This is a genomic window from Mesorhizobium sp. B3-1-8 (genome assembly GCF_006439495.1).
Taxonomy (GTDB): Bacteria; Pseudomonadota; Alphaproteobacteria; order Rhizobiales; family Rhizobiaceae; genus Mesorhizobium.
Map to the genome: position 1 here is coordinate 19,580 of NZ_VFTK01000028.1, position 21,511 is coordinate 41,090.

Below are 21,511 nucleotides of genomic sequence, written 5' to 3' on the forward strand. Positions count from 1 at the left end.
GAATATTTGCGATCATTTTACTACGTAAATTGATGCAGCTCCGCCACCACGCCCCAAGCGTTCTATGTTTTCATTTAAGAAACGATTCGCTTCTTCATAGCTGTCAAATTCCTTTGCATTCTCAATAAATATGGTTTCCTCATTTTCCGCATAGTAAAGTGTTAGGCCTGACGGGAAGTATATTTCTATAACGAATCGTTCACCATGTCGCACCTTCTGTCGTCTTGGCGGAGAAATCTCTCGAGCTTTATTGCTAGAGCGATGCAACTCAACTTTCATTTCGGTTTTGGTTCCGGATTCCTGATAGGGCTTCAGCAAATTAATAGAGTCTAAGCTCTCAAGGCTGAACTCGCGCCCAAACTCTCGTGAAATTAGATAGGCATAGGCTAGTGGGTTCCCCGTGCTCTTCACTCTTCCCGGGGATATCGACGCTTCCGCGCGCGGAAGAAGGTTCGCTACTGCACTTCCGGCTGCAGCGAGTAGCGCGGTTTTCAAACCAGCAAAGGTTCCAACTGCAAGCCCGGCAGCGACCGGCGCGCGATAGTCGAAGTCCCATATCATACGAGCATCGATGCTGGAAAGAGTCATTGGAAGACGCCGCCGCTCCATACAATGAATCAAATCAGCAATTGCGCCCTTCAAGTCAGAAAATTCAACCGCGAAAGCGAAGTCGCCCTCTTTTGCTCTTTCAATCTTCAAGAATAGTCTATTCAGTTGAGACCGGAGCGCTTTTAATTCATCACGATGACGATCCTTAAACTCCACAATCTGCAACAGTTCTACGCCTGCTGCCGGGACTGGAACCGCATCATAAAGTCTAACTAAAAGAGATCGGCCACTAGTTAGTTTGCGGTGTTGGAAAAATGGATCCGCCAGCGCCCATGATCCTGGACTTCTCTTCTCAAGAGCAAAGAAGGTCTGAACCTGGTTCTCCCACTCAATATCCGACGTATCCAGGATTTCCGATCGCCGAACGGTCGTGCGATTGTTGAAATTGGGACTGTCAAACATGGTTTCGGAGCTAAACGAAAAAGCCTTGTCATTTGTCGGGTGAGAAAGTATCTCATTATGACAATAATCGACCAATTCGAACTCGTCTGGTATTTGCGCGCTCTTGTTAGGCCTTGGGATAGCTGCGCGCTCCCAAAAAAATAGATGTGCAACAACGCCGTGTACATTGTACCGGGTACCCAGTGATATGATCCCCTTTGGGCCCGTCTTTTTGTAGTACGGTGGCAAAACGACTCCGCTCCACCCACCGTTGTCAACGCGGGTGGGTGACAAGGTAGTGAAGTGGTACTTTCTTACCTTCGAGGAGGTGCTATCTTCGATCGACCGTTGGTAGGCGCGCTGACGACTGCGTTCCGTGCTCAATCTAGGGCCTCTCCTAAAAGACAGATCAAATAATCATGTGCGTAAAGAGCAAGGGATGGCTGTCCCGAGCGGCTCAGAGTAAATACCGTTCGGTGTCGCCTTCTTGTCAACCTCGCTGCAGACCAATTATCGGAATATTACCTCGGCGCATAGTTGGACAGCGATTGTCATCGTCACTGAGCAGCGCGATGGCGTCGAATGGCGCACGGCTCGAAATCGTTACCGCAGCACCCGTAGTTCTTGCCCCTGCCGGCGGTCAGTTTGGCCGGGCAATTGGTGCCTGACTGGACGTTGATCGGTCTAAGGGCTAACCAAGGCGCGTTCGACTGCTTCCGTGGTGCTTCCGCGACGTGCTTCGCGGCGACCTCTCGCCGAGAAAAGGTCTCGCTAACCTACCCGTTTTACGATATAAAAATGGCGCACCCGACAGGATCCGAACCTGTGACCTCTGCCTTCGGAGGTCTGTTTCTTTGTGAAGCTCTAAACGTCTGCCAGCGATCACAGATGTGATGCCGTCACGCAGCTTCCTTGAAGGTGGCTTTACGCTTCTTCTTCACCAGGATATCGCGGACAAACTTGTCCCACCGCGCCATGGCGGCACGCTTTTCCGGCATGTAATTCCAGCGATCGTAGCTCTTGGAACTGACGTCCTGCAGAGTGTGGTTCTGTAATCGGTCTCGGATCTCTTTTGAGAGCCCAGCCTTGCCGGCAAGCGTCTTCCAGGTTCGCCGGAGATCGCGGTTTGTCACGACGGGGATGACCTCGCGATCGCGTTGGCGCCACATGAACGAATAGAGCGTGCCATGGCTGACCGGCTTGGACGGGTCGGTCGCGGATGGAAAAAACCAGCCAAATTCATTCGGCTTGATCGACCCGATAAGTTCCGCCGCCATCTTGGGCACGGGGATGGCGTGAGGCTTTCCATTCTTGGTCTTGGACCAATCGATAATGCGCTCGGCCGCATCCCATTGATCGACGTGTAGCCGAGCGATCTCCTCGACGCGCTGGCCGGTCAGCATAAGAATTCTTACGGCACGCGTGTAAGGGGGGTGGACTGGCGCATCGGGAGATTCGAGCCAATGATAGAGACGGATAAATTCCTCCTCATCCAACCAGCGCGTTCCAACTTTTTTCGGTTCGGTTGGAATGCCCGCAGCTGGATTGTAGACGAGACGAAAGCGACGGACCGAGGTTGTGCGGTAGTCATGCTCGGATTTCAGCCCCCAACTGTATGCCGATCGAATATAGCTGCGAACATGATCCGCCATAGACCGTTTGCCTCGCTGATAAATCGGGCGAATGAGGTCCCTGATCTCGTCAGGCTCGATGTCGCGGGCAGGGCGGTTGCGACCGAGCGAATCGGCGATCTTGTTCAAGCCCTTTTCGGCCTCCTTCCAAGACGGTTTTCCATCTGCCTTAAGCGACGCGACGTAAGCCTCAAACAGATCGGCGACGGTGCCGGGTCGCGTGTCGCCGGCTATCTTGATGCTGCGTCCCTTCTGGATCATATCGGCGAAGTCGCGTCTGAAAATCTCGCGAGCCTGGCTGAGGCTCATTGACGGATACGAGCCGAGCTTTTTCTTGAGACGCTTTTGGTCTCGCCACTGCTGGGCCATCCAGTCCGCCGTTATGCGGGTCGGCATTGGCTTTATCACTAGAACGAGGCGGCCTGTTCCATGGCCCTCGCCATCGACAAGGTTCTGCTGCTTACTGGTCTCCTCGACCTGCTTCAAAGCGTGGCGAATCTCTCCATCGGTAAGGCTTGGCACTGGGGTCTCCCGTAGGCTTTCGAGTGGGATCGGCTGACGGGTAGTAGGGGTCTGCGGTTGGGTTCAAAACGGGCCTGGATCCCCCTAAAACCGACCCCAATATGCCACAATGTCCGACTCTGCGACAAGTCGAAAAAGCAATATGTATCAACGTGCTAAAGCGTGATCGTGCGTGATTGAAAAGGGCCGAGTGGGATGATTGTGCACCAGGATGACGGCGCTGGCGGAGAGTTCGAGCGCCCGCTTCACCACCTCGCGCGGATAGACCGGCGTATGGTCGACTGTGCCGGTCTGCTGCACCTCGTCGGCGATCAGCCCGTTCTTCTTGTCGAGGAACAGGATGCGGAACTGTTCGCGGGCCTCGAAGGCCATGGCCGAACGGCAATAGTCGAGCAATTGCGTCCAGTTGGACAGGACTTCGCGGCCGCGCACCTCGCCGCGCGCCATGCGCTGGGCGGTGGCGGCGATGACTTTTAGATCGGTCGCGACGGTCGGCCCGATGCCTTTGACTTCTTCAAGCAAGGGTGCCGGCGCGCCGAGCACTTCGGCCAGCGAGCCGAAGCGGGCGATCAGCGCCTTGGCGATAGGCTTGGTGTCGACGCGCGGGATCAGCCGGAAGAGCAGCAGTTCGAGCAGTTCATAGTCGGGCAGGGCGTCCGGTCCGCCGGCGACGAAGCGTTCGCGCAGACGGTCGCGATGGCCGTGATAATGGGGCTTTTCTGCTGCCGTGGCCTTTTTCGGCGCCGTCTTGGGCGGCTCGATCCAGCCTTCGGAAAAGAACGCCCGCTCGTCCTCGACTTTCCCCATGCTCGCCCGCTCCCCTCAGGCCTCGGCTGAGACTAGGCTGGGAGGCCGGGGCGGTCGAGCTTTTTCGGCGACAGCGTGAAGATCTCGCAGCCGGTGTCGGTGACGCCGATCGTGTGCTCGTATTGCGCCGACAGCGAGCGGTCGCGCGTGACCGCCGTCCAGCCGTCGGACAGCACCTTCACATGCGGGCGGCCGAGATTGATCATCGGCTCGACCGTGAAAATCATGCCCGGCCGCATCTCGACGCCTTCATTGACTGTGCCGTAATGCAGGATGTTCGGGGCGTCGTGGAAAAGCTGGCCGACGCCGTGGCCGCAGAAATCGCGGACCACCGAGCAGCGCTCGGCCTCGGCATAGGTCTGGATCGCGGCGCCGATGGCGCCGGTGCGGGCGCCGGGCTTGATCGCGGTTATGCCGCGCATCAGGCACTCATAGGTCACCTCGAGCAGGCGCTCGGCGGCGCGCTTGATCGTGCCCACTGGATACATGCGCGAGGAATCGCCGTGCCAGCCGTCGAGGATATAGGTGACGTCGATGTTGACGATGTCGCCTTCCTTCAGCGGCTTGTTGTCGGGAATGCCATGGCAGACGACATGGTTAATCGAGGTGCAGGACGACTTGGTGTAGCCGCGATAATTGAGCGTCGCCGGCAGCGCGCCATGGTCCATGCCGAATTCGAAGACGAAGCGGTCGATCGTTTCCGTCGTCACGCCGGGCTTCACCATCGGCACGAGTTCGTCAAGGCAGCGCGCCGTGAGGTCGCAGGCCTTGCGCATGCCGGCAAAACCTTCCTCGCCATAGAGGCGGATCTGGCCGGTATTTCGAAGGGGGGCCGTGGAGGCGTCGAGATAGGTAACCATTTTTGTCCGTTTGCCGGCGTTGGCTCCAAAGGAGCCGAATGCGAAAATCTGCTCCAGATTTGGCACCGGAAGCCGCAAGGTTCAAGGACGAAGTGCGATTGCGGCGTCCATTGCGGCTTTCCTTCGGCCATTCCATGGGTTAGGTCCGTCCTGATGTCCGGAGATTGCCTTGACGGCACCTGAACGCGAAAGACCGATGCTGCTGCCGGTCAGGACCGCTTGCGCGGGCCTGATGGCGCTGCTGATGCTCGCGCTGCTGGGCTTCGCGCAGGCCGAAATCTCCGCGTCGACCGTTTCGCTCCCGGGCAGTTCCAGCGTCAGCGCCGCTCGCCAGGGCGACATGATCGCGCTGCTCAGAACGACCGGCAAGGCGCAGGCGCTTGAAATCCGGGCCGGCCGGCCACTGCCGATCAAGCTCGTCAGTGGCAATCCCGGCGTGCTCGCGCCCGCATCCGATTTCCTGCTTATCGGCCATGTATTGCCGGCCGAAATGGGCGTCGCGCCGGTATCGGCAAGCGCAGCAGCTTCGCGCACCAACCAGCCACGCGGGCCGCCCGCCGCGTAAGGCCTTGGCCGCCGAGCGCGGCATTCAAATCAAAGACATTCCTCCGCGTCGCGATCCGGCGACAGCCGCCGGCCGTCCGCCGGTTGCGTGCGCGTCAGTTCGGATTCCGTTCAATGCAACGCATCAAGACGTTCAAGACGCTTACCCGCGCGGCTGCCGCGGCCTCTTTTCTGGCAGTCCAGGCGGTAATCTGCATCGGCACCGTCTACTGGGCCGTTGCCGCCACCCTTCGCATGGAAGGAACGGCGGCGATCATGCTCGGCGCCATCTTCGCGCTGCCGTCGGCCTATGTGCTGATGGTGGTTACCCGCATGGCCTATGATGCCGAGACTGACCCGGCAAACCAGTAGCACCGATGATACCGAGCAGGGGCAAGGGCAGGGCGATGCGAGTTGCGTTGCCCTGTCACACAATGGTTATCCTGCGGCCTTACTCAGGTTTTCCAGCCCCGGCGCCTGCCGGACTTTGCCCAGCCTTGATCAACAACAGGTATTTCCATGCGCCAGATCGTTTTCGCCGCCATGTTGCTGGCATCCACCGTAGCGGGAGCCGCCGCCGCCGACAGCACGCTGGTGCTCTACACCAGCCAGCCGAACACCGACGCCCAGCAGACCGTCGACGCCTTCATGGCGAAGAACCCGGGGATCAAGGTCGACTGGGTGCGCGACGGGACGCCGAAGATCCTGGCCAAGCTGCACGCCGAGATCGAGGCCGGCCAGCCGCAGGCCGACGTGCTGCTGATCGCCGACGTCGTGACCATGGAAGGCCTGAAGAAGGAAGGCCGGCTGCTCGCCTATCCGGAGGCCAAGGTCGACGGCCTCGACGCGGCGCTCTACGACAAGGACAAGACCTATTTCTCGACCAAGCTGATCACCACCGGCATCGTCTACAACACCAAGGCGCCTTTCGTGCCGACAAGCTGGGAAGACCTGAAGAAGCCGGAAGCCAAGGGCCTGATCGCGATGCCCAGTCCGCTGACCTCGGGCGCGGCGATGATCCACACGGTGACGCTGACCGGCAAGCTGCCGGAGGGCTGGGACTATTATGGCGCGCTCGCCAAGAACGGCGCGCAGGCCAGCGGCGGCAATGGCGACGTGCTGAAGGCCGTCAGCGGCGGCGACAAGCTGTTCGGCATGATCGTCGACTACATGCCGATCCGCGAGAAGGCCAAGGGCGCGCCGGTAGAGTTCGTCTTCCCGAAGGAAGGCGTGTCCGCCGTCACCGAACCGGTCGCTATCCTATCCACCGCCAAGAACAAGGAAGCCGCCAAGGCCTTCGTCGATTTCCTCTTGTCGAAGGACGGGCAGGAAGTGGCGGCCAAGATGGGCTACATCCCGGCCCGTGCCGACGTCGCGCTGCCGGCCGGCTATCCGGACCGCGCCTCGATCAAGGTGCTCGACTATGATGCGGCGGCCGCGCTCGCCAATGATGCCCAGAACAAGGAAAAGTTCAGCGCGGTGATGAGCCAGTAAGCGGCCCGGAAGGGAAACTTTGGCCTCCGCGGAACATCACATCGCCAGGCGGGGCGTGGCGTCGCCGCGGGCCGGCGGCTTCATGGCGTCAGGCCCGATATTCGGCCAGCGTCTGTCGGCGCTGGCCGTCCTGCTGGTCATCGCCGTGCTCTGCCTGTTGCCGATGGCGCGTCTCGTGCTTGCGGCGATCGCGCCGGGCGGCGAGGCCGATTTCGCCGCCTTCACCGGGCGGCTTGCCAGTCCTGCCGCGCTCAAGGCGATGTGGCACACGCTGGACACGGCTTTTTTCGGCGCGCTGCTGGCGCTTTGCCTCGGCATTCCGTTCGCCGTCGCGGTGACGATGACCGATCTGCCGGGACGAAAGATCCTCGGGTTTCTTCTGCTTTTGCCGCTGATGATCGCGCCGCAGGTCACCGCGCTCGCCTGGCTGCATCTCTTCGGCCCGTCGAGCACGCTGCTCGGTATGCTTGGGCTGGCGCCTGCGCCCGGGGCCGGCAATCCCATGCTTGGCCGTGGCGGCATCATCCTTCTCTATGGCGTCCAGCATGCGCCGATCGTCTTCATCACCATGCGGGCAGGGCTGTCGCGCGTGCCGCGCGATCTGGTCGAGGCGGCGCGCTCCTGCGGCGCCAGGCCTGTCGCCGTGTTGCGGACCATCGTGCTGCCTGTGGTGCGCCCTTATGTCGTGGCGGCCGCAGCACTCGCCTTCGTTTCCGGCGTCGGCAATTTCGGCATACCGGCGCTGCTCGGCATGCCCGTCAACTATCTGACCTTGCCGACGCTGATCTACCAGGACCTGTCGAGCTTCGGGCCCGGCGTGCTGCCGCAGATCGCGGCGCTGTCGGTGCTGGTCGGCGCCCTGGCGCTGGCCGGCATGGTTTTCCAGTCGCTGGCGCTGCGCGGCGCCGGGCATCGCATCGTTGCCGGCACGCCGGCGCAATTCGAGCTTGGAGGCTTGCGCATGCCGCTCGCCGGCGCGGGCTGGCTGGTCATCGGCCTGATCCTCATTCTGCCGGCCTGCGCGTTGCTGGCGACGTCGCTGGTGCCGTCCTTCGGCGTGCCGCTCAGTCCGCGGACGGCAACGATCGCCAACTATGTGGAAGTGCTTGTCCGGCAGGCGTCCACGGCGCGGGCCTTCCGCAATTCGCTGCTCTTTGCAGGCGGCGCGGCGCTTATCCTCGCCCTTGGCGTCATTCCGATGGCCGCGCGGCTCGAACGTTTCGACAAGCGCTGGCGGCGTATGCTCGGCGGCATCGTCGACCTGCCTTATACGATCCCCGGCGTGGTGCTGGCGATCGCCTGCATCCTTTTGTTCCTGCGGCCGCTGCCGCTGATCGGCAGCCTCTACGCGACCGCGTCGATCATCCTCGTCGCCTACGCCATGCGCTTCCTGACGCTGGCAATGAAACCGGTGACGACGGCCGTCGGGCAGATTCCGCGCGATCTCGAAGAGGCGGCGGCGGTGTCCGGCGCCGGTCCATTCCGGCGGCTCGCAACGATCACCGCGCCGCTCGCGGCGCCCGCGGCCGTGGCGGGCGGGCTGCTGGTGTTCATGAGTGCTTTCAACGAATTGACGGTCTCGGCGCTGCTGTGGTCGAGCGGCAAGGAAACGCTCGGCGTCGTGCTGTTCAGCCTGGAAGAGGCGGGACTCGGCACGCAGGCAGCGGCAATCGCGGTATCCACGATCGTCGTCGTGATCGCGCTGCTGCTGGCGCTTGATCGGTTCGGGCGCCGCTTGCCGGCCGGCGTGTTGCCCTGGCGCTAAATCAGGCGCTCGGCACCACCCAAGCGTCGGACACGGCGACATGCACGCGCTGTCCCGCCGCCAGTGCCTCCGCGCTGTCGACGAGCAGGTGCTGGCCGGGCTCGGCGAGCGCCAGCCGCACTTCATGCACCGGCCCGCGGTAGACGCTGTCCAGCACCGTCGCGGGCAGTCCCTCGGCCGCGATGCGCAAGGCTTCCGGGCGTAGCAGGACCTTGACCGCACCGGCCGGTTTGTCGTGGCTGCGCGCCGTGAGCCGGTGGCCGGCGATATCGATGATCGAGGCCTTGTCCGAATGGCCGACGGTGTTGCCTGAGACCAAGCTGCCGCGACCGACGAAACCGGCAACAGCGGCGTCGGCGGGAGAGCGATAGATTTCCCGCGGGGGTGCCGCCTGCAGCAGTCGGCCTTTGCTCATCACAGCGACGCGGTCGGCAAGCGCCAGGGCCTCGGCCTGGTCATGCGTGACATAGAGGATGGTCGCGCCGGTGCGGCGATGGATATCGCGGAAGGCATCGACCATGGCCGCGCGCAGATGCATGTCGAGATTGGCGAGCGGCTCGTCGAACAGGATGATGCCGGATTCGGCGACCAGGCAGCGGGCCAGCGCGACGCGCTGCCGCTGACCGCCCGACAACTCGTCGATGCGGCGCTTGGCGAAGCCGCCGAGGCCGACGATATCGAGGACCGAAGCGACGCGGGCAGGGATGGCGGCGGAGGGAACATGCCTGGCCTTCAGCGGATAGGCTACGTTTTCGGCGACATCCATATGCGGCCACAGCGCGTAGGATTGGAAAACGACGCCGACATTGCGCGCCTCCGGCGGCAGCTGCCGCTTCGGGTCGGCGACAAGCGCATCGCCAAGGAAAACGCGGCCTTCGCTCGGCGCCTCGAAGCCGGCGATCAACCGCAGCATCGTCGTCTTGCCGCAGCCGGAAGGGCCGAGCAGCGCCGTGAAAGATCCCTGCGGAAAGGCCAGCGAAACGCCGTCCAGCGCGGTGGTGCCGCCATAGCGCTTGACCAGAGACTCGACCCGGATTTCGCTCATATTTTCGCCCGCGGCAGCTGTGATGGCCGGCAATACGGTGGAAATCCGGCATTGGCAATGCAGCCGGTACCGATCCGGACTGACGCCGATCCGCCGCACCGACTCTTCACCGCACTGAGGTCACATTTGCGAGTCAGAAGGCCGCAAAAGCAACTTTTCACATCGAGCGGCGTTGCTCAGGGCTGCGCCAGTTCGGGAGACAGGGAATGGACAGATTGCAATTCGAGGTGCCGGTGCGCATCACGCCCGCGCCCGGCCTGCCGGTCGAGGAAATCTACAGCGTCGAGCAGGCGCTCGATTTCCTGCAGGATTGGCCGAAGCGCCGGCAGGGCAAGGTCTTCGAAGCCGCGTTCAACGCCTGTTTCGGCGCGACGGTCGACGTGGCCAGCGCCGAGGAAGCCTGCCGCGCGTTCGCTGCCTTCTGCCGCGTCAGCGGATTGCTGGCGAGGGACGCGATGTTCCCCGGCAAGCGTGGCAGCGCGACAGGGACGTATCGCGAGGCGCGCGCTTAAAGCGCGGCGCGCTTTGAGCCTTTGCAACTGGTTCAGCCGCCGAACGACACGCCACGATAGCGCATCCCCACCTGCACGCCGCGCACGATCACGCGCGACAGGATTTCCATGTCCAGCGGCATTTGCGGGCGCCACACGTCGAGGAGGAGAGCGACGCGGGGCTGATCCGAGTTGTTCATAACCTCGTGCTCGAACGTGTCGTCCCATAGCATGCACTCGCCGTCGGCGATGCGCCGTTCCTCGTGATCGATCATCATGATCGTTGCCGGACGGCCGTCCGGCTGTTTCGGGATGACCAGGCCAAGATGGAACCGCATGATGCCGCGAAAAGGTCCGCGGTGCGCCGGGATGTGCTTGCACGGGGCCAGGAATGAGACAGCTGCCGATTTGACCTCTGGGCACTCCGCAAGCAGCCGGCTCAGGACCGGCATGCGCGCGAGGTTTTCCGGGACCGTCATGTCATAGGCCTTGAGCACGAACATGCGCCAGTCGAGACCGTCATTGGCCGAGATATCGGCCTGCTCCGGCATGATGTCGTGGAAGCGCGGCGCGTTGCTCAACTTCGCCGCCAGCGCCTCGTCGCGGATATCCCGCCAGGCGGCGGTGAACTTCGCGGCATTGGGAAAATGCGTGCCGGCATCAAGAATGGCCGGTGCATCTATGCGCTTCTCATAGATACGGCGGACCAGATTGGTTCCCAGATCGTAGGCGCCTGACATCTCATTACCTCAACGACGCTATTATGTAGTGGGTATATAGTGGGATATTGCTTGTGGGCATGGCTCACGGGAATTTGTTCGGGCCGTTCGTGACGGATAGGCAGCACGGCTCACCGGTCATTGCGTCTTCGATGCCAGCCGCGGACCGGTGCGGACATCGATGATTTCGGGCCTGGCGGTGTCGATCGCGCCGTTCCAGCCACCGCCGAGCGCCTTGTTGAGGGCTATATAATCGGTGGCGATCGAGACGCGGCTTTGCAGGACGGAGTCGTCGGCGGAATAGGCCGACCGCTGGGCATCGAGCACATCGAGAAGGCTGGTCTCTCCAGCCTTGTAGAGCGTTCCTTCAAGCCGCGCGGCATCGCCATAAGACTTCGCGGAGGAGGCGAGCTTGCCGTTTCTGATGCGCTCTTGCGACAGCGAAACCGTGGCGTTTTCCACGTCTTCCAGAGCCGTCAGCACGGCGGACTTGTAGGCCACGAAATACTGATCGCGTTGGGCTTTGGCGACGTCCACGGCCGCCTGCAGCTGGCCGGCGTTGAACAATGGCACGCTGAGCGTGGGGCCAAAGGACCAGCCGATGGTGGAGTTCTTGCCGAGATCGCCGAGCTTGAGGGCCGTGGTGCTGATGTCGCCGGTCAGGCTGACGCTCGGATAACGCGCCGCCTCGGCCTGGCCGATCTTTGCGGTGGACTGCGCATATTGCCGCTCGGCCATGCGCACGTCCGGACGGGTGAGCAGGATGTCGGCCGGGATGCCGGTCGGGATCGGCAGGCGCGGCGCCGGGATCGGTCCGGCGCGCTTCAAGCGCTCGGTGAGCGCCGCCGGCGGCCGCCCGGTCAGCACGGAAAGGCGATGCACAGCCTCGGCATAGCTCGCTTCCAGGCTCGGAACGCCGGCTTCCGTGCCGCTGGCCTGTCCATCCGCCTTGGCGACGTCCGCCGCGGTCGCCGAGCCGGCCAGAGCCATCGTGCGGGTGAGCTGGGCGGTTTGCCGCTGCGACGCCGCAGAGCGCCGGGCAAGCGCTATGCGGGCCTGATAGCCGCGTGCCTGGACGTAGTTCGAGGTCACGTCGCCAACCAGCGTGAGAAGGGTTGAACGCAGTTCTTCTTCGGAGGCGTCCAGTCCGTAACTCGCCGCCTCGACGCCCCTGTGGTTGGCGCCGAAGAGGTCGAGTTCCCAGCTGGAATCGAAGCCTGCCTGGTACTGGCTGTAGGTCTCGCTGGCCGTCGTTCCGGCAGTGGTGGCCGAGACCCTGTTGCGGGTGGCCGAGGCCGAACCGTCGGCGGATGGAAGCAATGTGCCTACCGACTGGCGGTAGCTCGCCCGCGCCTCGCGGATCTTGGCCTTGGCGGTGGCGACATCGAGATTGCCGGCAACCGCTTCGTCGACAAGCACGTTCAGCTCGGGGTCGCGCAGGCGCTGCCACCATTTCGACAATCGCGCCGGCTTGGCCGGGTTCGCCGCTTTCTGCCCGCTCCAGCTCGCCGGCATTGCCAGCAGAGGCTTCCGGTAATCCGGACCGACGACGCATCCCGAGAGCACGGCAGCGGCAAGCGCAGGCAAAAAGAGCCCCTTCGCGGTCGCGAAACCGCGTTCAAAATCAAACATTTGAGAGAAACCTCTATTCCGGAGTGGCTGTGGCTTGTGTCCCGCCCATATCCTGCTTGGCCGCCTTGCCCCTGAAGATGCGGCGCACCGTGACAAACAACAGCGGCACGAGGAAGACGCCGATCGCGGTCGCCGCGATCATGCCGCCCATGACGCCGATGCCGACCGAGTTCTGCGCGCCGGAGCCGGCGCCGCTGGCGATCGCGAGCGGCGTGACACCGAGGATGAAGGCCAGCGACGTCATCAGGATCGGCCGCAGGCGTTGTCGCGCCGCCTCGAGCGTCGCCTCGACCAATCCCATTCCGGCCGACTGCCGCTCAATGGCGAACTCGACGATGAGGATGGCGTTCTTGGCGGCAAGACCGATCGTGGTCAGCAGCCCGACCTTGAAATAGACGTCGTTGGTCTGCCCGAACAGGCTTGCCGCCGCCAGCGCGCCGAAGATGCCGATCGGCACCGACAGCATGACGGCGAACGGGATCGACCAGCTCTCGTAAAGCGCGGCAAGGCAGAGGAAGACGACCAGCGCCGAAATCGCGTAGAGCGACATCGCCTGGTTGCCGGAAAGCCTCTCCTGGTGCGACAGCCCCGTCCATTCATGCGAATATCCGGCGGGCAGTTGCGCGACCAGCCTGTCGATCTCGTCCATCGCCGCGCCGGAGCTTTGGCCCGCCGCCGCCGCGCCCTGGATCTCCACCGCGGCCGAGCCGTTGTAGCGTTCGAGGCGGGGCGATCCGTAGGTCCAGTGGCTGGAGGCGAAGGCCGAGAACGGCACCATGGCGCCGCCGGAGTTGCGGACCTGCCATTTGTCGAGGTCTTCCGGCTGCATGCGGAAGTCCGGGTCCGATTGCAGATAAACCGGCTTCACCCGGCCGCGATCGATGAAGTCGTTGACGTAGTCGCTGCCCCAGGCGGTCGACAGCGTGTTGTTGATGTCGGCAAGGCTGATGCCCAGCGCGCTCGCTTTTTCCTGGTCGATATCGACCGAGAATTGCGGCTGATCCTCCTGGCCGTTGGGGCGGGTGTTGGCGAGCAGCGTGCTCTTCGCGGCCAGGCCCAGCAGCTGGTTGCGTGTCTGGATCAGCGCTTCATGGCCGGCGCCATTGACGTCCTGCAGGTAGAAATCGAAGCCGTTGGTGTTGCCGAAACCCTGGATGGCGGGCGGGGCGAGCGCGAAAACCTGCGCGTCCCTGATCTTGGAGAAGGCGCCCATGGCGCGGCCGGCGACCGCCGATGCGGCGAGAGCCGGCGTCTTGCGCTGGTCGAAGTCCTTCAGCCGCACGAAGGCGATGCCGACATTTTGTCCGGCGCCGCCGAAGCCGAAGCCGGAAGCGGTGAACACGCCTTCGACCGCGTCCTTCTCCTCGTTCAGATAATGGTTCGTCACCTCAGCCAACACGCGTTCGGTGCGATCCTGCGTCGCACCGACCGGCAGCGATGCGCTGGTGATCAGGATGCCCTGATCCTCGTCCGGCAGGAACGAGCTCGGCAGCCGGGCGAACATCCAGCCCATGGCGATGACGATGGCCAGGAACACGGCAAGGAAGCGCCACGACCGGTTGATGATGCCGTGCGAGCCGTCGCGATAGGCGATCGTGCCGCGATCGAAGACGCGGTTGAACCAGCCGAACGGACCTTTCTGCGTCGCGTGGTTCTTGGCCGGCCGCAGGATCGTGGCGCATAGCGCCGGCGTCAGCACCAGCGCGACCAGCACCGAGAGCACCATCGCCGAGACGATGGTGACGGAGAATTGCCGGTAGATGATGCCGGTGGAGCCGCCGAAGAAGGCCATCGGCACGAACACGGCCGACAGCACGGTGGCGATGCCGATCAGCGCGCCGGTGATCTCGTGCATCGATTTGCGCGTCGCCTCTTTCGGCGGCAGGCCTTCCTCCTGCATCACGCGCTCGACATTCTCGACCACGACGATGGCGTCGTCGACGAGCAGGCCGATGGCCAAAACCATGGCGAACATGGTGAGCGTGTTGATCGAATAGCCGAAGAAGGAGAGCACGCCGAATGTGCCGAGCAGCACCACCGGCACCGCGATCGTCGGGATGATGGTGGCGCGCAGGTTCTGCAGGAAAAGCAGCATCACCAGGAAAACCAGCACGATCGCTTCGGCGAGCGTCTTCACCACTTCCTCGATCGACAGGCGCACGAAGGGCGAGGTGTCGTATGGGTAGACGACCTCGACGCCTTGCGGGAAGGTCGAGCTCAGGCGATTGATCGTCGCGCGTACCGCCTCCGCGGTGCTGATGGCGTTGGCGCCGGTCGCCAGGTTGATGGCGACGCCGGCGGCAGGCTTGCCGTTGTAATGGGCCTGCGTGGTGTAGCTTTCGGCGCCGATCTCGACCTTGGCGACGTCGTTCAGCCGAACCAGCGAGCCGTCGGTATTGCTCTTGAGGATGATGTTGCGGAACTGTTCGGCGGTTTGCAGCCGGCTCTTGGCCGTCACCGTGGCATTGAGCTGCTGGCCCTTGCGCGCCGGCAAGCCGCCGAGCTGGCCCGCCGAAACCTGCGTGTTCTGCGCCTCGATGGCGGTGGCGACATCGCTCGGCATCAGCGCATATTGCGCCAATTTGTCGGGGTCGAGCCAGATGCGCATGGCATAGCCGGAGCCGAAGAGCTGCGTCGAGCCGACGCCTTCGACGCGCTTCAGGGTGTCGTTGACGGTGCTGTCGACATAATCGGCAAGATCGGTCGAGTTCATCTTGCCGTCGCTGGAGACGAAGCCGATGACCATCAGGAAGCCGGTCGAGGATTTTGAGACGGTGATGCCGTTGCTCTGGACGACCTGGGGCAGCTGCGACTGCACCAGCTGCAGCTTGTTCTGCGTCTGAACCTGGGCCGTGTCCGCGTTGGCGGCGCTGGTGAAGGTCAGCGTGATCGAAGCCTGACCGGTCGAGGTCGACGTCGCCGTCATGTAATCGAGATTATCGATGCCGGTCATGCCCTGCTCGATGACCTTGGTCACCGAGTTCTCGACGGTCTGGGCATCGGCGCCGGGATAGGTGGCGCTGATGTTGACGGTGGTCGGCGCGATCTGCGGATATTGCGAGATCGGCAGCGATTGCAGCGCGAGCAGGCCGCCCAGCATGATCACGATGGCGATCACCCAGGCGAAGATCGGCCGGTTGATGAAGAAACCCGACATCGCTTTAGTTCCCGGTTGCGCCGGAGGCCGGCTGCTTTGCGGCACCGGCGGCATTGCCGCCGGCGGGGGCGGCTGAGGCGGAGTTCTGCTCGCGGTCCTTGATCTCGCCGGTCGTTTCGTCGATCGTCACTTCGACCGCCGTCGCGTCGCCGCCGGCGCGCACCAGCTGCAGGCCCTCGACGATGACGCGGTCGCCGTCGCCGACGCCGGAATCCACCAGCCAGTTGTTGCCGACGCTGTTGCGCACGCTCAGCGTACGCTGCTCGACCTTGCCCTGGGCATTGACCACCATGGCCGTCGCCTGGCCCTTGGGATCGCGGGTGACGCCGCGCTGCGGCACCAGGAAGCTGTTTTGGGCTACGCCTTCCTCGACGATGGCGCGCACATACATGCCGGGTAAGAGCAGGCGGTCGGGATTGGGGAACTGGGCTCTGAGCGCGAAGGTGCCGGTGGACTGGTCGACATTGGCGCCGGCAAATTCCATCTTGCCGTCCTCTGCGTAGATGGTGCCGTTGTCGAGCTTCAGCTTGACGCTGACATTGGCCCCGCTGAACTTCAGCCGGCCTTCGTTGATCGCCTGGCGCAGATTGAGCAGGTTGGTGCTCGATTGCGTGACGTCGACATTGATCGGGTCGAGCGAGCGAATGGTGGTCAGCACCGTCTCCTGGTTGGCCGTGACCAGCGCGCCCGGCGTCAATGACGATTTGTCGATCCGGCCGGCGATCGGCGCGGTGATCGAGGTGCGGTTGAGGCTGATCTTCGCGGTCTCGACGCTGGCCTTGGCCGACGCGACATCGGCCTGGGCCTGCGCCAGCGTCGCGGCGGCATCGTCGTAATCCTGCTTCGAGACCACGTTCTGCTTCAGCAGCCCGGAATAACGATCGAATTTGGCCTGCGCGGTGGGCACCGCGGCTTCCGCCTTCTGCTGGGTGGCGACGGCGCTGTCATAGGCCGCCTGATAGCTCGCCGGGTCAATAAGGTAGAGCGGCTGTCCCGCCACCACCTCGGCGCCTTCCTGGAACAGGCGCTGCTGGATGATGCCGTCGACCTGCGGGCGCACCTCGGCAATGAGAGAGGCCGCCGTGCGGCCCGGCAATTCGGCGGTGATCGCAACCGATTGCGGATGCAGCGTGACGACGCCGACCTCGGGCCTGCCGACACCACCCATGCCGGCCGGCACCTGGCTCTTTTCCTGCGAGCAGGCCGCCAGGAGAAGCGCGGCGCACAGAATTCCCGCCCAGGAAGACAGGCGGCGCGGCCTCGCCAGCAACTGAGAGCGATCAGGCTTGATATGCATTGGCTGGATCTTTCGCTGGAGTTGCGGTTCCCGCTTGGCCGATCGCGCCGGGCGCTTCGACCAACAGCTTGCTGAGGTGGCGGACGAGGAAGCCCTGGATGTCGTCCATGAAGGTGTAGACCACCGGCACGTAGACGAGGCTGAGCACGGTCGAGGAGATGAGCCCGCCGATCACGGCGATCGCCATCGGCGCCCGGGTCTCGGCGTCGGCGCCGATGCCAAGCGCGATCGGCAACATGCCGGCGCCCATGGCGATCGATGTCATGACGATTGGCCGGGCTCGCTTGCGGGCGGCGTCGAGCAGTGCCTCGAAGCGGCTCATGCCATGCTCCTTCTCGGCGACCAGGGCATATTCGACGAGCAGGATCGAGTTCTTGGCCGCGATGCCCATCAGCATCAGTATGCCGATCAACGGCGAGATGCCAAGTGCCTTGCCGGTGACGAGCAGGAAGCCAAGCGCGCCGCCGACCGACAGCGGCAGCGCCACTATCGACCAGGAGGAGATGGCATTCATCGCGTCTGCTCCGCCGCGCTTGCGGCATCGGCAGCCGTCGCTTGGCCGGCGGCGACACGCACGAGATTGCCGTCATTGAGGAAGCCGGTGCCGGTGCCGGCGACGGTGCCGGTGGCGCTGATCGACGATGTGACCGCCTTGGGATGGACCCGCTCCACCGAAACGGTGAGCGTGGCAGCCTGAGCAGGCGCGGCTTTCCCGACGTCCGGCTCCGGCGCGCCGCGGCCATAGGCCTTCAGCATCGCGGCGACAGCGGCCGCGGCCAGTATGGCGACGAGGAGAAGATGGCTTTTACGCAATTTTCTGATCATGATTTTCGGTGTTCGAAGGCGAGATCGGAAGCGACAGGCGGTAAGCGGCGAAGCTCAGCCGGATCGCCCCCTGCAGTGCCTGCTTCGACACGATCCGCTGCCTGGCGCCGGCGCCGGGGCGGGTCGTCAAGGGCGAGCCCAGGGAGGCAAGCAGCCGCAGCATCATCAGGGCTTCCCACATCATAATGCGCTCCATGCGAGTTGGCGGTCGCGCGGACGCGTCCGCCAACTCGCAGAAAGTACCGGCCGGCCCTTGAACGGGTGGGTCAGGGGGCCGGCCGGCGCAGCCGGTCAGAGTTGCTCGCCATTCCGGGGTAGGGGTGGAGGGAGCTGTCCGCCGTGATCGGGCAGACCTCCGGGGCCGGCTGCATCCGGCGGATCATCCCACGGGCCGGGGGGCGGGCCATGCGGCCGATCCGCCGAAGCGAGGATTTCAAGCTGTTCGGGTGTCAGCTTGGAGCGGAGCGCAGTGATCGCGTCCTTCAGCTTGGCCGCCGAAGCGGCGCGCGTCGTGACTTCGTCGGCCAGCTTTTCCTGGAACGCGAAGGGATCGCGGGCAGCACTTGGCGCAGGTCTGTCGGGATCCGGACCGCCGGTGCCGCCCAGGCCGAAGTCCGGTCGTGCCGGCGGCGCCAGCACCGCCTGCAGCGCGCTGGTGTAATCGCGCCAGGCGTCAAGCTGTTCGGAGCGGATGCCGATGCGGGTCTCGAGCAACGAAAGGTGCGCCGCGAGCATTTCGGGCGGCGGTCCCATGCGACGAGGGCCGAAATCCTCCGGTCCATGCCGCATCGCCCAGTGCTGTCCGTGCCAGCGCATCGGGCCTGGGCCAGCATCGTCCTGCCGGTCGAAGGCCGGCGGCTGGTCGCCCGGTGCGCCGGGCTCGGGCTGGGCGGCCAGCACCGGGTGGATCGCCGCAACCGAGAACAGGCCGAGCGCCAAAAGTCTGCTTCGCATGACGTTATCCTTTCCTGCATGCTTCGGATGCGGGGAGGATAGGAAGCGACTTTTGCCGCTTCGCGTCGGCGTGTTGCCGAAGGTTTCCGCAAAAAGGAGATTTGTTTCCGAACGTTTCCGGCGCCTTGCGGGAAACGTTCGGTTGCAATTTTTCGTGCCGTTGGCGCGCGGCACTTCCTATAATCAGGGACAAGCAGTGATAGACGGGCAACGATAACGGGCAAGGTGAAACGGGCCGGATATGCAGGCACAACCCCACATCCTCGTCGTCGACGACGACCGCGAGATCCGCACGCTGCTCGGGCGCTATCTGGACGGCCAGGGCTTTCGCGTCTCGGTGGCGGCGGACAGGCGCGAGTGCGAGCAGAAGCTGGGCGCCGGCCAGTTCGATCTTGTCGTGCTCGACGTCATGCTGCCCGATGGCTCGGGTCTCGACATCTGCAGGAGCCTGCGTGACCGCAAGCCGCACATCCCGGTCATCCTGCTGACGGCGCTGAAAGAGGATGTCGACCGCATCATCGGGCTGGAGTTCGGCGCCGACGACTATCTCGGCAAGCCGTTCAACCCGCGCGAGCTGTCGGCCCGCATCCGCGCCGTGCTCAGGCGCTCGGCGCCCGAGGAGGCCGCTCCGCCCAAGGTGCGCGTCTACCAGTTCGCCGGCTACCGGCTGGAGCCGGACACGCGCAAGGTAATGGATGCCGATGGCGCCTTGATCGATCTTACCGGCGCCGAGTTCGACCTGCTGCAGGTTTTCCTCGACCGTCCCGGCCGGCTTTTGTCGCGCGACCAGTTGCTCGACCTGACGCAGGGCCGCGAGCGCGATCCGCTGGAGCGTTCCGTCGACGTGCTGGTGAGCCGGCTGCGCAAGAAGTTTGCCGAAGCGGGCGAGGCGGCGCTGTTCAAGACGGTGCGCAATGGCGGCTATCAGCTGACCGCGCGCGTCGAGACGATGGAGTACCGCGCCCCGACGACGGAGGCGGGCACATGACCTCGCTGCGCCGGCGGCTGATCATCCTTCTCGTCGTTTCGATCCTCGGTGTCGTGGGCCTCGCGACATTCGTTGCCGTCAAGGTGCTCGGCGGTCCGTCGCCCGAACTGATCATGGGGCCACTGGCCCACCAGATCCAGTATATGGTGCAACTGGCTCCCGGCCACGCGCAGACCGCGCGCGACGCGCCGATCACCGTCAGCGGCAGTCCGGCCCCCGGTATCGAGGACCGCAAGCACACGCGCGTGCTGAACGATATCCTGCAGCATGACGGCGTCGATGTTTCGGCTGTCGTCACCCGTAACGTCGGCGGGCCGGGCATGGTCGCCTCGGTCGCTCTGCCTGGCAATCGCTGGATGATCGTCGACGTTCCCGATTTCGGTCCGCCGCGCGATGTCTGGTACGGGCTGGCGGGCTGGATGGCGCTGATCGTGCTCGGCGCCACGCCGGTCTCGATCTACTTTACCGGTGTGCTGGTGCGGCCGCTGGAGATGCTGGAAGCCGCCGTCAGCAAGATCGGATCGGATGGGGTGCTGGCGGCTGTGCCGGAGAAAGGACCCGCCGAAGTCAGGGCGACGGCGCGTGCGCTCAACGAGCTGTCGGAAAGGCTCAAGACCGCGATGGAAAGCCGCATGCGCCTTGTCGCGGCCGCGGGTCATGACCTGCGCACGCCGATGACCAGGATGCGGCTCAGGGCCGAGTTCCTCGACGAAGACCGCGAAAAATGGCTGAGCGATCTCGACGAGCTCGATCGCATCGCCGACAGCGCCATCCGCCTGGTGCGCGAGGAGGTGAACCAGGACGCGGTCGAGCCGGTGGAACTGGACAGGCTGGTCCGCGATATCGAGGTCGAGATGGTCTCGCTTGGCCACGCGGTGACGATCGACCACCTTGATCACGTATCGGTCAAAGCCGGCGCGCTTGGCTTGCGCCGCGCGCTGCGCAACCTGATCGTCAACGCCGCCACGCACGGCAAGAGCTGCTCCCTCGCGCTTGCGGGGCGGGGCGGCCAAGCGGCTCTCACCATCGCCGACCGCGGCCCCGGCATTCCGCCGGACCTGTTGAACAAGGCCTTCGAGCCGTTCTTCCGGGTCGATCCGGCGCGCACGCAATTCATTCCGGGCGCTGGGCTGGGGCTCGCGATCGCGAAGGAGATCATCGAGCGCTACGGCGGCACGATCACGCTGGAGAACAGGCAGGGGGGAGGGTTGCTGCAGACGGTGGTGTTTGCAACAACCTGACGTCGTTCGTCCTCGGGCAATTCCAGACCCTTGGCGCGGGCTTTCAAACGCCTTTTCAAGGCTTTGCTCGCTGCATCGTGACCGCACCGCTGTTGCGGAGCGGCGTCGCAAGATGCGAATTTGCGATACGATGTTTTGCGAGGATGCCACCATGCCCATACGCAAGATTGCGTTTTGCGCGGCAGCGATGATCGTTGCCGCCACAAATTTCGCCGATGCGAGGCCCGACACGCGCAAGATGACCTGCGCGCAGACCCAGGCGCTGATCCAGAGCCAGCATGCGGCGGTGCTGAGCACCGGAGCGAACACCTATGATCGCTACGTCCGCCAGTTCGGCAACGAGTGCGATGCTCCCTACGTGCCGATGGTCGACTATGTCCCGGCCAGTGACGGTCGGTGCATGGTTTATCGGTGCGAAGAGCCGGCGCCCATGGTTCCGGATTGATCGGCGACCAGCGCCGCTTTCCCGGCTTGCACGTAATCCCAGACGCCGGCTGATGCCATTTACTTGACCTTTTGGATCTCCGGGGCAGGCGTCTGGTCAGTCGCC

Annotated in this window: 20 protein-coding genes and 1 pseudogene; 8 read left to right on the forward strand and 13 right to left on the reverse strand. The window is 63.8% G+C overall.

From position 1 onward, the window contains the following. Positions 1-12 precede the first annotated feature (12 nt). The 4 genes from FJ424_RS23605 to map all read right to left on the reverse strand — a co-directional run bounded on the left by FJ424_RS23605 (position 13) and on the right by map (position 4,810). Positions 13-1,374 carry a DUF6236 family protein gene (locus FJ424_RS23605; protein ID WP_140652419.1) on the reverse strand — a complete coding sequence of 454 codons (1,362 nt, stop codon included), beginning with the start codon at positions 1,372-1,374 and terminating at the stop codon, positions 13-15. Between the two features lie 515 nt (positions 1,375-1,889). After that, entirely contained in the window at positions 1,890-3,143 is a 1,254-nt protein-coding gene (locus FJ424_RS23610; RefSeq protein ID WP_140652416.1) for a site-specific integrase, read from the reverse strand. A 147-nt stretch (positions 3,144-3,290) separates the two neighbouring features. Next, complete coding sequence (radC, locus tag FJ424_RS23615; protein ID WP_140652414.1) at positions 3,291-3,950, reverse strand: DNA repair protein RadC; 660 nt, start codon at positions 3,948-3,950, stop codon at positions 3,291-3,293. Positions 3,951-3,982: 32 nt separating this feature from the next. Then, positions 3,983-4,810, reverse strand: a complete 828-nt coding sequence (gene map, locus FJ424_RS23620; protein ID WP_140647634.1) for a type I methionyl aminopeptidase — start codon at positions 4,808-4,810, stop codon at positions 3,983-3,985. 196 nt (positions 4,811-5,006) lie between these two features. Between map and FJ424_RS23625 the strand changes: the two genes are divergently transcribed. From FJ424_RS23625 to FJ424_RS23640, 4 genes are all read left to right on the forward strand, one after another. Next, complete coding sequence (locus FJ424_RS23625) at positions 5,007-5,375, forward strand: hypothetical protein (protein WP_140652412.1); 369 nt, start codon at positions 5,007-5,009, stop codon at positions 5,373-5,375. A 113-nt stretch (positions 5,376-5,488) separates the two neighbouring features. After that, positions 5,489-5,725, forward strand: a complete 237-nt coding sequence (locus FJ424_RS23630) for a hypothetical protein (protein WP_140647632.1) — start codon at positions 5,489-5,491, stop codon at positions 5,723-5,725. Positions 5,726-5,872: 147 nt separating this feature from the next. Continuing rightward, complete coding sequence (locus FJ424_RS23635; RefSeq protein ID WP_140652410.1) at positions 5,873-6,847, forward strand: ABC transporter substrate-binding protein; 975 nt, start codon at positions 5,873-5,875, stop codon at positions 6,845-6,847. 82 nt (positions 6,848-6,929) lie between these two features. Continuing rightward, on the forward strand, positions 6,930-8,612 hold the full coding sequence (locus tag FJ424_RS23640; protein ID WP_140652593.1) for an iron ABC transporter permease: 1,683 nt from the start codon (positions 6,930-6,932) through the stop codon (positions 8,610-8,612). A 1-nt stretch (position 8,613) separates the two neighbouring features. On the opposite strand, the gene FJ424_RS23645 is transcribed toward FJ424_RS23640, so the two are convergent. Continuing rightward, a complete protein-coding gene (locus FJ424_RS23645) occupies positions 8,614-9,657 on the reverse strand; it encodes an ABC transporter ATP-binding protein (RefSeq protein ID WP_140652408.1) in 1,044 nt (347 codons plus the stop codon). 206 nt (positions 9,658-9,863) lie between these two features. Between FJ424_RS23645 and FJ424_RS23650 the strand changes: the two genes are divergently transcribed. Next, positions 9,864-10,169 carry a DUF982 domain-containing protein gene (locus FJ424_RS23650; RefSeq protein ID WP_140652406.1) on the forward strand — a complete coding sequence of 102 codons (306 nt, stop codon included), beginning with the start codon at positions 9,864-9,866 and terminating at the stop codon, positions 10,167-10,169. Positions 10,170-10,201: 32 nt separating this feature from the next. Here the strand turns inward: FJ424_RS23650 and FJ424_RS23655 are convergent, their stop codons facing one another. From FJ424_RS23655 to FJ424_RS23690, 8 genes and pseudogenes are all read right to left on the reverse strand, one after another. Beyond that, positions 10,202-10,888 carry an aspartyl/asparaginyl beta-hydroxylase domain-containing protein gene (locus FJ424_RS23655; protein WP_140652404.1) on the reverse strand — a complete coding sequence of 229 codons (687 nt, stop codon included), beginning with the start codon at positions 10,886-10,888 and terminating at the stop codon, positions 10,202-10,204. 117 nt (positions 10,889-11,005) lie between these two features. Further along, on the reverse strand, positions 11,006-12,499 hold the full coding sequence (locus tag FJ424_RS23660; RefSeq protein WP_140652402.1) for an efflux transporter outer membrane subunit: 1,494 nt from the start codon (positions 12,497-12,499) through the stop codon (positions 11,006-11,008). Positions 12,500-12,512: 13 nt separating this feature from the next. Next, a complete protein-coding gene (locus FJ424_RS23665; RefSeq protein ID WP_140647626.1) occupies positions 12,513-15,656 on the reverse strand; it encodes an efflux RND transporter permease subunit in 3,144 nt (1,047 codons plus the stop codon). 4 nt (positions 15,657-15,660) lie between these two features. Further along, positions 15,661-16,953, reverse strand: a complete 1,293-nt coding sequence (locus FJ424_RS23670) for an efflux RND transporter periplasmic adaptor subunit (RefSeq protein ID WP_140652400.1) — start codon at positions 16,951-16,953, stop codon at positions 15,661-15,663. Then, positions 16,937-17,443 (reverse strand): annotated as a pseudogene (locus tag FJ424_RS23675) (efflux RND transporter permease subunit); the annotation flags it as partial. The gene FJ424_RS23670 and the pseudogene FJ424_RS23675, both read right to left, overlap by 17 nt. A gap of 20 nt (positions 17,444-17,463) precedes the next feature. Further along, positions 17,464-17,778, reverse strand: a complete 315-nt coding sequence (locus FJ424_RS23680; protein WP_140652398.1) for a hypothetical protein — start codon at positions 17,776-17,778, stop codon at positions 17,464-17,466. Continuing rightward, positions 17,759-17,944 carry a hypothetical protein gene (locus tag FJ424_RS23685; RefSeq protein WP_246677335.1) on the reverse strand — a complete coding sequence of 62 codons (186 nt, stop codon included), beginning with the start codon at positions 17,942-17,944 and terminating at the stop codon, positions 17,759-17,761. The genes FJ424_RS23680 and FJ424_RS23685 overlap by 20 nt, the downstream gene beginning before the upstream one ends. Before the next feature lie 125 nt (positions 17,945-18,069). Continuing rightward, positions 18,070-18,732, reverse strand: a complete 663-nt coding sequence (locus FJ424_RS23690; RefSeq protein WP_140652396.1) for a hypothetical protein — start codon at positions 18,730-18,732, stop codon at positions 18,070-18,072. 241 nt (positions 18,733-18,973) lie between these two features. On the opposite strand from FJ424_RS23690, the gene FJ424_RS23695 reads away from it, so the two are divergent. The 3 genes from FJ424_RS23695 to FJ424_RS23705 all read left to right on the forward strand — a co-directional run bounded on the left by FJ424_RS23695 (position 18,974) and on the right by FJ424_RS23705 (position 21,406). Then, positions 18,974-19,720 carry a response regulator gene (locus FJ424_RS23695; protein WP_140647622.1) on the forward strand — a complete coding sequence of 249 codons (747 nt, stop codon included), beginning with the start codon at positions 18,974-18,976 and terminating at the stop codon, positions 19,718-19,720. After that, on the forward strand, positions 19,717-20,961 hold the full coding sequence (locus tag FJ424_RS23700) for an ATP-binding protein (protein ID WP_140652395.1): 1,245 nt from the start codon (positions 19,717-19,719) through the stop codon (positions 20,959-20,961). The genes FJ424_RS23695 and FJ424_RS23700 overlap by 4 nt, the downstream gene beginning before the upstream one ends. A gap of 151 nt (positions 20,962-21,112) precedes the next feature. After that, positions 21,113-21,406 carry a hypothetical protein gene (locus FJ424_RS23705; protein WP_140652393.1) on the forward strand — a complete coding sequence of 98 codons (294 nt, stop codon included), beginning with the start codon at positions 21,113-21,115 and terminating at the stop codon, positions 21,404-21,406. Positions 21,407-21,511 lie beyond the last annotated feature (105 nt).